The 14,043-nt window shown below is 66.4% G+C and carries 12 protein-coding genes; 4 read left to right on the forward strand and 8 right to left on the reverse strand.

Annotated features, from left to right (window positions below):
• Positions 1 to 31: 31 nt before the first annotated feature.
• A complete protein-coding gene (locus tag AC5RUU_RS12740) occupies positions 32 to 1,528 on the forward strand; it encodes an APC family permease (RefSeq protein WP_493975567.1) in 1,497 nt (498 codons plus the stop codon).
• On the opposite strand, the gene AC5RUU_RS12745 is transcribed toward AC5RUU_RS12740, so the two are convergent.
• A complete protein-coding gene (locus AC5RUU_RS12745; RefSeq protein ID WP_493975568.1) occupies positions 1,525 to 2,163 on the reverse strand; it encodes an AmiS/UreI family transporter in 639 nt (212 codons plus the stop codon). The genes AC5RUU_RS12740 and AC5RUU_RS12745 overlap by 4 nt on opposite strands.
• 192 nt (positions 2,164 to 2,355) lie before the next feature.
• Between AC5RUU_RS12745 and gdhA the strand changes: the two genes are divergently transcribed.
• A complete protein-coding gene (gene gdhA, locus AC5RUU_RS12750; protein WP_493975569.1) occupies positions 2,356 to 3,693 on the forward strand; it encodes an NADP-specific glutamate dehydrogenase in 1,338 nt (445 codons plus the stop codon).
• Between the two features lie 9 nt (positions 3,694 to 3,702).
• Here the strand turns inward: gdhA and AC5RUU_RS12755 are convergent, their stop codons facing one another.
• The 3 genes from AC5RUU_RS12755 to AC5RUU_RS12765 all read right to left on the reverse strand — a co-directional run bounded on the left by AC5RUU_RS12755 (position 3,703) and on the right by AC5RUU_RS12765 (position 6,516).
• Entirely contained in the window at positions 3,703 to 4,674 is a 972-nt protein-coding gene (locus AC5RUU_RS12755) for an AraC-like ligand-binding domain-containing protein (RefSeq protein WP_493975570.1), read from the reverse strand.
• 145 nt (positions 4,675 to 4,819) lie between these two features.
• Positions 4,820 to 5,917 carry an alanine racemase gene (locus AC5RUU_RS12760; protein WP_493975571.1) on the reverse strand — a complete coding sequence of 366 codons (1,098 nt, stop codon included), beginning with the start codon at positions 5,915 to 5,917 and terminating at the stop codon, positions 4,820 to 4,822.
• An 8-nt stretch (positions 5,918 to 5,925) separates the two neighbouring features.
• A complete protein-coding gene (locus AC5RUU_RS12765; protein ID WP_493975572.1) occupies positions 5,926 to 6,516 on the reverse strand; it encodes a TetR/AcrR family transcriptional regulator in 591 nt (196 codons plus the stop codon).
• Positions 6,517 to 6,637: 121 nt separating this feature from the next.
• On the opposite strand from AC5RUU_RS12765, the gene AC5RUU_RS12770 reads away from it, so the two are divergent.
• Both AC5RUU_RS12770 and AC5RUU_RS12775 read left to right on the forward strand, forming a co-directional pair.
• Positions 6,638 to 8,593, forward strand: coding sequence for a primary-amine oxidase (locus AC5RUU_RS12770; RefSeq protein WP_493975573.1), 1,956 nt, complete (start codon positions 6,638 to 6,640; stop codon positions 8,591 to 8,593).
• 18 nt (positions 8,594 to 8,611) lie between these two features.
• Complete coding sequence (locus tag AC5RUU_RS12775; protein ID WP_493975574.1) at positions 8,612 to 9,061, forward strand: hypothetical protein; 450 nt, start codon at positions 8,612 to 8,614, stop codon at positions 9,059 to 9,061.
• 34 nt (positions 9,062 to 9,095) lie between these two features.
• Here the strand turns inward: AC5RUU_RS12775 and AC5RUU_RS12780 are convergent, their stop codons facing one another.
• From AC5RUU_RS12780 to AC5RUU_RS12795, 4 genes are all read right to left on the reverse strand, one after another.
• Entirely contained in the window at positions 9,096 to 10,781 is a 1,686-nt protein-coding gene (locus AC5RUU_RS12780; protein WP_493975575.1) for an alkaline phosphatase D family protein, read from the reverse strand.
• A gap of 58 nt (positions 10,782 to 10,839) precedes the next feature.
• Entirely contained in the window at positions 10,840 to 11,589 is a 750-nt protein-coding gene (locus AC5RUU_RS12785; RefSeq protein ID WP_493975576.1) for a ThuA domain-containing protein, read from the reverse strand.
• Positions 11,589 to 12,722: a Gfo/Idh/MocA family protein gene (locus AC5RUU_RS12790; protein ID WP_493975577.1), complete on the reverse strand. Its 1,134-nt coding sequence runs from the start codon at positions 12,720 to 12,722 to the stop codon at positions 11,589 to 11,591. Before AC5RUU_RS12790 ends, AC5RUU_RS12785 begins: the two co-directional genes overlap by 1 nt.
• A 145-nt stretch (positions 12,723 to 12,867) precedes the next feature.
• On the reverse strand, positions 12,868 to 13,866 hold the full coding sequence (locus AC5RUU_RS12795; RefSeq protein WP_493975578.1) for a LacI family DNA-binding transcriptional regulator: 999 nt from the start codon (positions 13,864 to 13,866) through the stop codon (positions 12,868 to 12,870).
• Positions 13,867 to 14,043: the final 177 nt, after the last annotated feature.

Raw genomic sequence — 14,043 nt, forward strand, 5'->3', positions numbered from 1 at the left:
CCCCCCACTCATGACCGCTAAGAAGGATTCAATGAGTATTTCCAGTTCCGAGTCCCGGACCACTGACGCTCCGGTCAACGAGCATTCCACTGCCCTCCGTGCCGGCAGCATCGGCGTGCTGGGCATCCTTTTCTTCGTCCTCTCGGCACAGGCGCCGCTGACGGGCATTGTAGGCGCCTCACCGCTCGCCGCAGCGCTCGGCAATGGTGCCGGCGCACCGGGCGCCTACCTCATCGTGGGCATCATCATCGTCATCTTCGCGGTGGGTTTTGTGGCCATGAGCCGCAGGATCCAGGCCAACGGCGCCTTCTACGCCTACGTGACCGCCGCGTTTGGCAGGAAGACCGGGGCCGGTGCCGCCTGGCTTGCGCTGCTTGCGTACAACACGGTCCAGGCCGCGATGTACGGGCTGTACGGGGCCGTGTTCTCGGGATTGCTGGCCTCCGTGGGCCTGGAGGTCCCGTGGTGGCTGCTGGCCCTGGCCACCATGGCCGGCGTGCAGGTGCTGGGTTCGCTGAACATCGAACTCGGCGCCCGGATCCTGGCCCTGCTGGTGGGCCTGGAAGTCATTGTGCTGCTGCTGTTCGGCATCACCGTGCTGTTTCGGGGCGGGGGACCGGAAGGCCTGAGCCTTGCGGCATCCTTCTCGCCCGAAGCCATTGGCGCCGGAGCCCCAGGAGTCGCCATCATGTTCGCCGTGGCGTCCATGTTCGGCTTCGAATCCACCGCCATCTACTCCGCGGAGGCCAAGGACCCGCACCGTACCGTTGCACGGGCCACCTATCTGTCCGTAGGTGTCATCGCAGTGTTTTTCTCCTTCATCTCCTGGATGCTGGTCAGCTACTACGGCCCGTCGCGGGTCATGGATGCAGCGGGCGCCGCCCTCGAATCCGGGGACGCCACCGTCTTTGTCCTGGGGCCCATGGTGGAACTCTTCGGTCCCTGGGCGGGTGTGGTTGCCGGCGTCCTGCTGGTCACCTCGCTGCTGGCCGGCATTATCGCCTTCCACAACGGCATCAACCGCTACCTCCACTCGCTGGCCCTGAACGGTTCCATGCCTGCAGTCGTGGCCAGGACCAACCGCCACAGGGCACCCGCCGTGGCTGCCTGGATCCAGACCGGCGCCGCCGTCGTCCTCGTTGCCCCATTCGCCTTGCTCGGCCTGGATCCGGTGCTGAGCCTTTTCTCCTGGTTCAGCGGACTTGCCGTGGCAGCACTGCTGGTGCTTTACATCCTCTGCTCTGTGGCCGTCGTCGGGTTCTTCCGGAGGGAGCCGGCCGGAGGCCAGCGATGGCAAACCCTGGTGGCTCCGTCGCTTGCCGCCCTTTTGCTGGCCTGGATCCTGTTCCTGGTGGTCAGCAACTTCACATCGCTGATCGGCGGCAGCACGGAAACGGCGGTGGCCCTGTTGGTGGCTGTCCCCATCGTCTACGTGGCCGGTGTGCTGGTTGAAGGGCAGGTCCAGCGCCGGCATGCCGCCGCCAGCCTCGGCCACGGAACCGCCACTGCCGGCAACCCCACCCTTTAGTGCGACCTTTTCCCGGCAGGACCGGGAGCCATTTTTCCACTGGCCCGGCGGGGAGCAGCAGGCCCCCGGCGGGCCAGTCCGTGCGCCAGCACAAATAAGGCAACCAGGGCCACCGCCGCCAGCCCCGCCGCCCCGCTCCCGGATGGCCACAGCCCGGTCATGCCCAGGAATGCCGGCACGCTCGCAGTCACCTGGCTGGTCAACACGAGGCTCCAGCCGATAAACGGATCCAGCCGGCTAATGCCCAGGGCCATGGAGGCAAAAAACAGCGCCCACAGCACGGACCAGCACAGCCACAGTACGCCGAGCAGCGGGTCGGTGCCGACCCATGCTGCCGCGAGGAGGAGTCCCACGGCTCCCACCATCCCGCAGAACCACCCGAGGCCTTTCGAGCCAAGATCCAGCAGGACGTCCAGCCCCACATAGGCGTAGGTGGTGCCGAACAGGAACATTCCGGCGGCCGTCAACGGCTCTGCGCCGTTGCCCGCGGACAGGTAGGCGACGCCGAGCACCAGTTGGACGCAGCCGACCAGGAGGCTGAAGACTCCGGAGTCCCGTTGTGGAAGGAACCCCAGCATACTTAGCCCGTTGACCAGGAGGGCAGCACCGGAGAGCAGCAGGCAGATGTAGGGCATCAGTTGGTCCTCCGGGCGCAGGACTGGAGGCGGGCAGTTTTCATGGAGCGAAAGAAGAATGTCACAATACGGATAGTAGGTGCCTGTGCTCCGGGTACATGCAAGGCATCGGTCATAATTCGGATAAGTTGAAGAAACAAGTTTTAGCGGCGGGCGGTACCGACATGCCGTCCAGAGGTTAGGAAACAGTTCATGGATGCACGGCTGGAGGCCATCAGGGATACCGTCCTGGCAAGGAATCCCGGCGAAGCGGAGTTCCACCAGGCTGTGGTGGAGGTCTTTGAAAGCCTCGGCCCCGTCCACGACAGGCACCCTGAATTCCTGGACGCCGCCATCCTGGAGCGCCTCTGTGAACCCGAGCGCCAAATCATCTTCCGCGTGCCGTGGACGGACGACGCGGGTCGCGTGCAAATCAACCGGGGATTCCGGGTGGAGTTCAACTCCGCGCTGGGACCCTACAAGGGCGGGCTTCGGTTCCACCCGTCCGTCTACCTGGGCATCGTGAAGTTCCTGGGCTTCGAGCAGATCTTCAAGAACGCCCTTACCGGCATGCCGATCGGCGGCGGCAAGGGCGGCTCCGACTTCGACCCGCGCGGCCGCAGCGACGCCGAGGTGATGCGGTTCTGCCAGTCCTTCATGACCGAGCTGTACCGGCATATCGGCGAATACACAGACGTCCCGGCCGGTGACATCGGCGTGGGCGGACGTGAAATCGGCTACCTCTTCGGCCAGTACAAGCGCATCACCAACCGGTACGAATCCGGGGTACTGACCGGCAAGGGGATCTCCTGGGGCGGCTCGCTGGTGCGGCCCGAGGCCACCGGCTTTGGCACGGTGATCTTCACCCAGGAGATGCTGAAGACCCGCGGAACTTCCTTCGACGGCCAGCGTGTGGTGGTCTCTGGCTCCGGGAACGTGGCCATCAACGCCATAGCCAAGGCCCGGGCCCTTGGCGCCACCGTGGTAGCCTGCTCCGACTCCTCCGGCTACATCGTGGACGAGGCGGGGATCGACGTCGCTCTCCTGCGCGAGGTCAAGGAAGTGGAACGCGGCCGGCTCAAGGATTACGCGGCCCGCCGTCCCGGCGTTTCCTATGTGGAAGGCGGGTCGGTGTGGGACGTTGACGCGACCGTGGCGCTGCCATGCGCCACGCAGAACGAGCTCGACGGCGGTGCTGCCGCCAGGCTGGTGCGGAGCGGTCTGGTTGCGGTGGGCGAGGGGGCCAACATGCCGTCCACCCGCGACGCCGTCGCCGTCTTCCAGGAGGCCGGGGTGCTCTTTGGCCCCGGCAAGGCCGCCAACGCCGGCGGCGTGGCCACCTCGGCCCTGGAGATGCAGCAGAACGCGAGCCGGGATTCGTGGTCCTTTGAGCACACGGAGGAACGCTTGACGGACATCATGGTGGGAATCCACCACCGCTGTGCGGCCACTGCCGACGAGTACGGGGATCCGGGAAACTACGTCCTGGGCGCCAATATCGGCGGTTTCGTCAAAGTGGCGGAAGCCATGCTGGCGCAGGGCTTGATTTAGCGGGATGGTCTAGCCGCCCCGCCGCCAGTCGCTCGGTGAGGCGCCGAAGGCGTCCCGGAAGGCCCGGCTGAAGTGCGCGGCGTCCAGGAAACCCCACCGCGCGGCGATGGCCCCTACCGGTTTTCCGGCGTGCAGCGGGTCCCGCAGGTCCCGGCGTGCACCGTCCAGGCGCTGGCTTCGGATCCAGCTGGCCACCGTGGTGCCGGACTCGTGGAAGACGTTGTGCAGGTGCCGGGTGGAGATGAAGTGCGCTGCGGCAATGCTGGCCGGTGACAGCATCGGGTCCGAAAGGTTGGCTTCTATGTATTCCCGGATGGACACGGCAAGGAGTGCCTGCGGCTTCATCCGGTCCGGGGTTATGTCCATCTCGGCATGCAGCATGGTGGAGACCAGGTCGAGGACGTTGGTTGCCAGCCGGGAGCCGCTGGGGCCGTTCAGGACCTCGAGATTCCAGGCGAGCTGGCGGATGAATTGCCCAACGATTCCGCTGAGGCCCGTGGCGTCCATGCGGACGGCAGCGAGCTGTCCCACGTACTCCGTTGGCAGTGACAATGCATCGCAGGGAAACATCACCACCATGAGCCGTGCCTGATCCTCGAAAGTGAGCGTGTAGGGCCGGTTGGTGTCGTAAATGGCAAGGTCTCCGGGCCGCAGGACCGCCTCGCGATTGTCCTGGACCAGCAGGCCGGTGCCCTCCAGTTGCAGGTTCAGCTTGAAATAGCGCTCGTTGGCCTGGGCGATTAGCGCAGGCGTGCGGTGCACCTCGTGGGACGTGGCGCTGACTTCCACAATGGACATCCTGTCCAGCACGCGGGAGCGCATCTGCCCGCGGAAGCTGTCAGTGTCCCCAGTCCTTGCCGCAAGCGGCACGAAGGATTCGGCCACCAGGTGCTTCCAGTGGTCGAAGGATATGGCGGTGCGGGTTGTGAGGTTTTGGTCGGCGGCCCCGGCCGCTGACTGGACTGCGTTTGCTGCTGGCATGGATGATCCTGACGACAACGGATGGCCATCTGACGTTTCCCCCGGAAGCTGTGTCCTGGGACACAGTCCAATCAGGCTAGCGCCGGGCAAACTTTTTTTCAACAGTCGTCGAAAAACACCCAGGGCCCCCATGGGGGCACGGCGGCTACGCGTTTTTGCCGCGGGCTGCCACCCGCCAGCGGTCCACCAGGTTCCCGTTGCTGGTGACGGCAACATCATCGACCAGGTTGATGGCCAGGCAGACGTGGTTCGGGATGACGCGGAGGCGTGCGCCCAGCGAAGGCGGGGCTTCCCGGCTGTGCCACTCCACGGTGGCGTGGTGCTCCGAAAGGACGGTGATCCTCGCCTCCGGATGATCGATCAGCCGCCCGTACCCGCTGGCCCAGGCGGGCCGGTCGCTGCCCAGGACCTTGCTGCCGGCATCGATGATGAACCGCTCCGGGGCGCCAGGTTCCACGTCGTGGCGGCTCACCACGGTGGCGGCCACCGTAAGTGCGATGTCCCCTGCCTCGCACCGGCCCAGCTCCAGCTGCTGGGCGTCGCCGAAGACGTAGACGCCCGGGCGCACCTCCGTGGCAGCGGAACTGTCGGTGAGCAGGGCGGTGGGGGTTGAGCCCCCGCTTCGCACCCTCGGATGGAAGCCGGCTGCCGCCAGTGCTTCCGCTGCGAGCAGGAGCGCCTCCTGCTCCTGCGCCAACGCCTTAGCCGGCATGCCCGGGGCGTAGCTGTGGCCGGGAAAGGTGAAGATGCCCGCAACGTCCAGGCCGGCGTCGGAAGCTGCCCGCGCAACCAGCGCTGCCCCTTCCGGGCGGACGCCGCTGCGGTGATGGCCGCTGTCGATCTCCACCAACACGCTGACGCTCCCCGCAGCCCGTCCAAGGGCGTGTCCGAGCCGGGCGGCGCCCGAGGCGGAGTCCACGCCGACGGCAACCGCCGCCTTGTCCGCCAGGCGCCGGAGCCGATCAGCCTTCCGGTCCGACATCCATAAGGGGTAGGCGATGAACAGGTCCTCCGCTCCGGCCGCTGCGAAGACTTCCGCCTCGCCGATGGTTGCCACCGTCAGTCCCGTGGCGCCGGCCGCAAGCTGGCGGGCTGCAATCTCCGGGATCTTGTGTGTCTTGGCGTGGGGGCGAAGGGTGAGCCCGTTGGCGCGGACAGTGTCCGCCATGCGGGTGATGTTCCTGTCGAGGATGTCGAGGTCAACCAGGATGTCCGGAGTTTCGACGTTTTCGGGAATCGTCATCTGCGGTGTCAGGCGGTGAGCAGGGCAAGGTAGCCGTCGAGCTGGGCGGCATGGCCAAAGTCCGCCCGGCCTTCCGGCGCCAGGGCCGCCTCGATCTGCGCGCCGAGCAGCATGTTCAGGAGCTGGCCGGCAAGGACGGAATCGTCGACGGCGGCGCGGACGTCGCCGCTGTCCCGCGCCTCTGACAAGAATCGCCGGATGGTATGCAGCCAGGCATCCATGGACTCCTGGTGGATCTGCGCCTTCCGGGGGTCATTGACGGCTTTCTGCCAAAACGGGAGGACGATCCGCGCTTCATTGATGCGCTCCTCATCCAGGGGGAGTACTTCCCGGCAGAAGGCCTGAAGTGCTTCGAGGCCGGTTTTTCCCGCAGTCACCTCCGCGATCCGTTCGTTGGTCCGGTTGAACACGTGGCCGAAGGCAAACTCAAGGAGGGTGTCCTTGGTAGGGAAGTAGGGTTTGAGAGCCCCATTGGCAAAACCGGCCTCCATGGCGATCTCCCGCATAGTGGCCCCTTCAAGTCCCTGCCGGGCGATGATCCGCCACGTGGCATCCACGAGTTCCAGACGGCGCTCGTCATGGTCAACTATCTTCGGCACCGCGGCCACTCCCAGGAATTTCTTCGATCAGCTCTTGTGAGCCATGTTACGGACGTTTATTCTCTACAAGTATAGAAAATAAAAAACCAGTGACCGCCAGCGGTCCGGACAAAGGTTTCACATGACTCTTGCACCAGCCCACATTGCATCCGCATTCAGCCTGGCGACCGCGCCGGAAATACTTGAGGCGCGGTCCATCCTGCAGGCCGCAGGGCACCTCCAGCCGCAGCACCGCATCGCATACCTGGGCCTCCTGGAGCCACCACGGGGCGCGGCAGCGCATGAAGCGGACCGCCGCTTCCGCGTCTTCATCCACGACGTCTCCGGCGCGGCGCCGCACGACGTCATCGTCTCGGTAACGCAGCAAAAGGTGCTGTCCGCCGTCGAACTCGATACCGCGGCGACCGGCGAATTGCCGGTCCTTGAGGAGGAATTCGAGCTGGTGGAGTCCCTCCTTGCCGCCGACGCACGCTGGCTCAAGGCTTTGGGGGACCGGGGCCTGGATGTTGAAAAGGTGCGTGTGGCGCCGCTTTCGGCGGGCGTCTTTGGATATGCCGAGGAGAAGGGCCGCCGGATCCTGCGGGGCCTGGCGTTCGTCCAGGACTTCCCCGAGGACAGCGCGTGGGCGCATCCCGTGGACGGTCTGGTGGCCTACGTGGACGTGGTGAACAAGGAGGTCACCCAAGTGCTGGACCTCGGTCCCATGCCGGTCCCGGCCGAGCACGGCAACTACACAGACCCCGAGTTGACCGGTCCGCTGCGGACCACCCAGAAGCCGATCAGCATCACCCAGCCGGAAGGCCCCAGCTTCTCGGTCACGGGCGGCAACCATGTGGAGTGGGAGAAGTGGAGCGTGGACGTCGGCTTCGATGTCCGCGAAGGGGTTGTCCTGCATAACGTCGCCTTCGACGACGGGGACCGCAGGCGGCCCATCATCAACCGCGCCTCCATCGCCGAAATGGTGGTCCCGTACGGCGATCCCTCGCCCATCCGGTCCTGGCAGAACTACTTCGACACCGGCGAGTACCTGGTGGGCCAGTATGCAAACTCGCTGGAGCTGGGCTGCGACTGCCTGGGCGACATCACCTACCTCAGCCCGGTCATCTCGGACGCCTTCGGCAACCCCCGGGAGATCCGCAACGGCATCTGCATGCACGAGGAGGACTGGGGCATTCTCTCCAAGCACTCCGACCTGTGGTCCGGCATCAACTACACCCGCCGCAACCGCCGCCTGGTGATCTCCTTCTTCACCACCATCGGCAACTACGACTACGGCTTCTACTGGTACCTCTACCTGGACGGCACCATCGAGTTCGAGGCCAAGGCCACCGGCGTCGTTTTCACCTCCGCCTTTCCTGAAGGCGGTTCGGACAACATCTCCCAGCTCGCCCCGGGCCTGGGCGCGCCTTTCCACCAGCACCTGTTCAGCGCACGGCTGGACATGGCCATCGACGGGCTCACCAACAGGGTGGAAGAGGAGGACGTGGTCCGCCAGGCCATGGGCCCGGGCAACGAGCGTGGCAACGCCTTCTCCCGCAAGCGCACGGTCCTCACCCGCGAATCCGAAGGGGTCCGTGAGGCCGACGCCCGCGCAGGCCGGACCTGGATCATCTCCAACCCCGAATCCCGCAACCGCCTGGGGGAGCCGGTCGGCTACAAGCTGCATGCCGAAAACCAGCCCACCCTGCTGGCCGACCCCGGATCCTCCATCGCCAGCCGGGCCGCGTTTGCCACCAAGGACCTCTGGGTCACGCGCTACGCCGAGGAGGAACGCTACCCCACAGGCGACTTCGTGAACCAGCACGCCGGCGGGGCAGGGCTGCCCGAATACGTGGCACAGGACAGGAATATCGACGGCCAGGATATCGTCCTCTGGCACACCTTCGGCCTGACCCACTTCCCCCGGGTGGAGGACTGGCCCATCATGCCCGTGGACACCGTCGGCTTCAAGCTCCGCCCCGAGGGCTTCTTCGACCGCAGCCCCGTCCTTGACGTCCCGGCCAACGCCAATCCGACGTCGGCCTGCCACAGCGCGGGTGCCGGAGGGGGCAACGCCGGCGCCGGCGGCTGCCACTAGCGGCCAGGTCCAGGAAAAGTGACGACGACGACGGCGGCGGGACGGGTCCGGGCAGCCGGGCCCGTCCTGCATCCACGGTTATGCGCGCTTGTGACCGCCATGTCCTGCGTGGTTCATGGCTGGCTCGCCGCCTCCGGCCACCACAGCCCGTGGCTGGCCCTCCTGATGACGGCGCTCGCCGCCGTCTGCGTCCCATGCACCTTCCACATCTGGCGCCATGGCAGCGTGGGTGCACTCCACCGGGTAACAGCCGCGGCCGTGGCGATGGCCATCCTTCATGCCGCGCTGCTGCTGGGGCCGGGCGGTGCGGGGCACGTCCACGGCGGGGGTCCGGCGTCGTCCGCTGCCGGCCCGGCCGGAAGCGCGCAGTTGCTGCTGGTCATTGGGCTGGAGATAACGACGGCGATGCTCGCCGCCACGCTCGTGGCCCGGCTGCGCGGATCCGGCCGGGAAGGGTGCACTGCGTGAGAGCGGTACCGCGCCCGAGCCCGTAGCGCGTACCCTAATGCGGTTCCCTGGCCGGTTCCCCGGCCCTGCGCGGAGCGATAGTCATTTCGGCGACGCGTTCCAGCCGGGGATGCAGGTCGTCGCCGCCGTCCACCACGCCCCGCTGCCACCACAGCTTCAGCCCCTCAGCAGCAATCTCGAGGCAGGCCAGGTTGTTGTCGAACCATGGACCCTTGACCGTGGACCAGCGGAAATCCAGGTCCGGAACCTTGGCCGAACGGGCGGCAAGCGCCCCGAGGGGGGTGGCCAGGCCGTAGGACATGACCGCGCCGAAGGACCTCAGCAGCCGGGGCAGCGGGTTGCGTATGGGGGAGCAGACTGCCTGGACAATCCTGCTTCCGGAACTGCGCTCCACCTCCGAGATGTAGGAAAAGTGGACATCGCCGGAGAGGAAAGTGACTGTCTCCGGCGCCGGACCGCGCCGGCCGTCTGCTACCTCCCCGGCCATTGCCGCCACCTGCCGGAAGCTCTTTTCGAAGGCCGCCCAGTGCTCCAGGTCGAACGCCTGCCGCAGTTTCTCGCCCGCCCGCGACGCGAGCTTTCCCCATGCGCCTTCGGAGACCGCCTCGTCCCACGACTCCAGATGGTGCAGTCCCATCGGGAGCAGGAACGGCAGGGACGTGGCCAGCAGCAGGTGGCGGAAGCCGCCGCGCATGCGCTCATCCAGCCAGGCCATTTCGGCGTCGTCCAGCAGGGCGCGGCGGTCCGGCGCCAGGTTCCGGGCGGCCCGCGAATCCACCACAATGAGCCGGGTATCGCCAAAATCGCGGCAGAAGCTCCACCGGTATGCTTCCGGATGGCGGTCCGCGCGTTCGGCAAGGCTGTCCAAGTCGGTGCTGATGTCGGGCTCGGTTCCGTCCGGATGCGCGGCGAGGACCTGCCAGATGGGGTCCGCGGCGCGCTCCTGCGGTGAAAGGTTTCCCAGATGCTGGTACACCCAGTAGGACGCAAGGCCAGCGACGATCCGGCGGTGCCACCATTGCTTGTTGTGCATCGACTCCCGCCACGTCCTGGAGGAATTCCAGTCATCCCGGATGTCGTGGTCGTCAAAGATCATGGCGCTCGGCAGGGTGGAGAGGAGCCAGCGGTTGGCGGGATCGGACCACGCAAGGAAGTAGAGGTGGGCGTATTCCTCGTAGTCCTGCAGTTCTTCGCCCGGGGGCTTCTTGATGTCCCGGCGGGATTTGATGAACTCCTGCATCTGCCGGCTGGTGGCGTCGGCGTAGACCTGGTCGCCGAGGAACGCCACCAGGTCAGGCCACCGCTCAGATGTCCCGGACATCATCTCCAGCGCGTAGGCCCGCAGAGCATCCACGCCATGCGTGCGGTTGCCGGAGGCATCATGCAGGACGCTGGTCCGGCAGGAACCGAACGCCAGCCGCAGCGGCTTGCCCGGTTTGAGCGTGGCGATCACCGGCGGCGGGAAGCCCTGCCCCGGTTCCGGCCAGACCTCGCGGCCGTCGATCTCCACCGTGTAAGGCGTCACCGTCCCGGGCTCAAGCCCCCTGATGTCAACCAGCGCGTAATGGTGTCCGTGGACTGCGAAGGTGCCTGCTTCCCACTCCGCGCCGCCTGCCCGAACCGTCACCTGGGCGGAATCCCGGGTTTCAACCCAGATGCTCGCCGTCGTCTGATCCACGAACCGCATCATGGGGCCTAGTACCAGCGCTGATGAAGTCATCTCTCAGTTGTACCCGCTGCGGCGCGGTGCGGCTATGGGGAAAGCCGCAACTGTCGTCCTAGGCCTCTTCGAACCATTCCCGCGAGGGGTTCGTCACCACCGGGGTCGAGCGCTCCAGTCCGGGCTGTGCGGCCCACCGCACGCCGTTGGCCAGCACCCGCTGGATCTGCGGGTGATGGTACACAGGGTATTCCTGGTCCCCGGGGCTGAAGTAGAAGATGCGCCCCTTGCCGCGGGTGAACGTGACGCCGGAACGGAACACCTCGCCGCCGGCGAACGAGCTGATGAAGATCAGGTCGTCCGGGTCCGGGATGTCGAACAGCTCCCCGTACATCTCCTGCTCCGGGATGACGATGGGGTTGTCCACGCCCTCAGCGATGGGATGCGACGGCTTCACGGTCCACACGAGCTCGCGTTCGCCGTCGTTCCGCCACGCCAGCGAACAGCTGGTGCCCAGCAGCCGGGTGAATATCTTGGCGAAGTGCCCCGAATGGAGCACGATCAGTCCCATCCCGCCCAGGACATGGCGCTGGACGCGTTCGACGACGGCGTCGCTCACCTCGTGGTGCGCAACGTGTCCCCACCAGAGCAGGACGTCCGTATCGGCGAGCACCTCCTCGCCGAGGCCGTGCTCATCGTCGGTGGCGAGGACCGCCGTCGTAATATCCGCCTCAGGGTAGCAGGAGCGGAGCCCCGCGGCGATGGCGCCATGGATGCCGTCAGGGTAGATCTCCCCGATATGGGCTGGCTCGTTGTTTGCCTCATGGACGCCTTCGTTCCAGACCCGGATCCTCAATTTTTCTCCCATCAGAGACGAACCTCCCTTTGCTCCCGCGCGGACTGGTAGCACGCGTCGATAATCTGTGCCCGGTAGAGCGCCAGGGATCCGTCATGCTCACCCCAGACCTGTTCCCCGCCGCGCACGGCAGTCACAAAATCCTCCACCACTGCATCGTGCGCCCGGCCCGGGACAACGGGAGGCACATAATCCGCGCTCTCGCCTTGTTTCTCGGTGAATACCCGAAGCTGGCCGACCTGCGGGAAAGGTGCCCCCTGGACCTTGAGCTCAGCGCCGCCGTCGGTCCCGTAGACCGTGAAGTCCAGCAGGTCATCCGTTTCCCGGTACGTTGCCCAGCTTGCCTCGATCAGCAGCGTCCGCCCGCCCTCCAGCCGCAGGAACGCGAAAGCGAAGTCTTCCACTTCGAAGGCGTGGCTGGAGGCCAGGGCCGAGTAGGCGCTGCCGCCGCCCCGCCCCTGGGGGCCCAGCTCAGAGTGGGTGGCGGCGGACACGGCCAGCACTTTCGGTTCGCCGAGGAGGTGCAGGGCATAGTCAAGGGCATGGACGCCGATGTCCGCGAGGGGTCCGCCGCCCGCCAGCTCGGGATTGGTGAACCAGCTGCCCAGCGTCGGAATGCCGGAACGGCGCAGCCAGGACGCCTTGGCGTAGTACGGACGGCCCAGGCCGCCGGCGTCGATGACTTCCTTGAGTGCCTGGATGTCGCCGCGGCGGCGGTGGTTGAAGGCGACGTCCAGGACGCGCCCCGCCTTGCGGGCCGCTTCAACCATGGCCTGGCCCTCGACGGCGTTGCGGGCGATGGGCTTCTCGCTCAGGACGTGCAGGCCCCGTTCGAGGGCCGCAACGGCGATGGGTGCATGCAGGAAGGTGGGCACTGCCACACTGATGGCGTCCAGGCCGCCGTGGTCCAGCATGTCCTTCCAGTCCGCGAATGCGTGGGGGATGGCGTACTCGGCCTGGAGCGAGGTCCGGAGGTCCTGTTCCATTCCCGCCAGCGAGACGATGCGGACGCCCGGAAGAGCGTCGTAGGCCTTGAGATGCTGCTGCCCCGCCCAGCCGATGCCGACGACGCCGACCCTCAGTTCTGTGGCGGGTGCTTCTCCGGGGGCGGCTGGCTGCTGGCCGGCGGACTGCTGGTTGTTCAAGGGTTGCTTCCTTTGGGTTGGGATTTACCACGCGCGTCGGATGTAGTTGGAATCGATTCCACGCCGGGACCAAATGTGTTGCCCGGGAGTTTTTGGAATCGATTCCAAAATTCTTGCAGTGCCTGCTCCGGGCTGTCAACCCTTCTCAGCGCGCAGTCGAATCCCGTACCACCAGCTGGTGGGGGAGCAGGGTCCGGCCGCGGCGGGGCACCCCCTGCCCGGTCATTCGGTCGAAGAGCGCTTCGAAGGCCAGGCGGCCCATGTCGTACGCCGGCTGCCTGATGGTGGTCAGTTCCGGGATGCACATCTCCGCCTGGATTGAGTCATCAAAACCGGCAACGGCAACATCGTCCGGCACCGCCAGGCCCGCGTCGGTGATTTCCCGGACGCACCCGGCGGCAACGGTGTCACTGCCGCAAAAGACAGCGTCCGGCAGCGGGTCCATGGCCAGCAGTTCCCGGGTGAGGCGGCGCCCGGCGTGGAAGTCGAACCCGCCGCCCGCGAACAGCATGTGTCCGGGTGCCAAACCTGCCTCCGCGAGCGCGGCGCGGAAGCCTTCCTCGCGCAGCCTCCCTGAACGGGCCCCCCTGTTGCCGATCATGCCCAGCCGCCGGTTGCCGGTTGCGATCAGGTGCCGGGTGATGTCGAACGCGGCCTGCCGGTCATCGATGGAAACGCCGAACGCCGCCTCGGAGTCTCCCACTTCGCACAACTGCACAACGCTGAGCTGGGTGGCCACTGCCTCAACCTCGTCATCGGGCATGGTCGGCGAAAACAGGAGCAGCCCATCCACGGAGCCGTTGCGCAGCATGTCCACCAGCTGTTGTTCCCGCTCCGGGTCCCCCGACGTTGGGGCGATGAGGCTGACATAGCCGGACAGGGCAGCGGCGTCGCCCACCCCACGGAAGGCCTCGCTGATGACGGGCGAGTCCAGGTTCTTCGCGAGGGCCAGGATCCGCATGGTCCGGTCGCGCCGCAGGTCGCGGGCGGAGGCGAGGGGGCGGTAATTGAGCTGGCGGATGGCTCCTGCCACCTTTTCCCTGCTCGATGCGCTCACGGCAGGACTTCCGTTCAGGACCCGGGAGACAGTCCCCACAGACACTCCCGCCGTCCGGGCGACGTCCTGCACTGTCGCTCTCGCCATGTCTGCTTCTGTCCTTCCGCGGCGGGCTTGCCGTGCATGCCCGGGTTTTCCCAGCTTAGCCGCCCGGGGGCTGCGGCTGCCGGGGCCCATGCACGACGTGGATGACTGAAACCGTCATTTAACACACCCGAAACCCAGCCAAAAATGCCCGCCATACAGTTGGAACCAGACGGCAAT

Source organism: Arthrobacter sp. K4-10C (assembly GCF_059090085.1).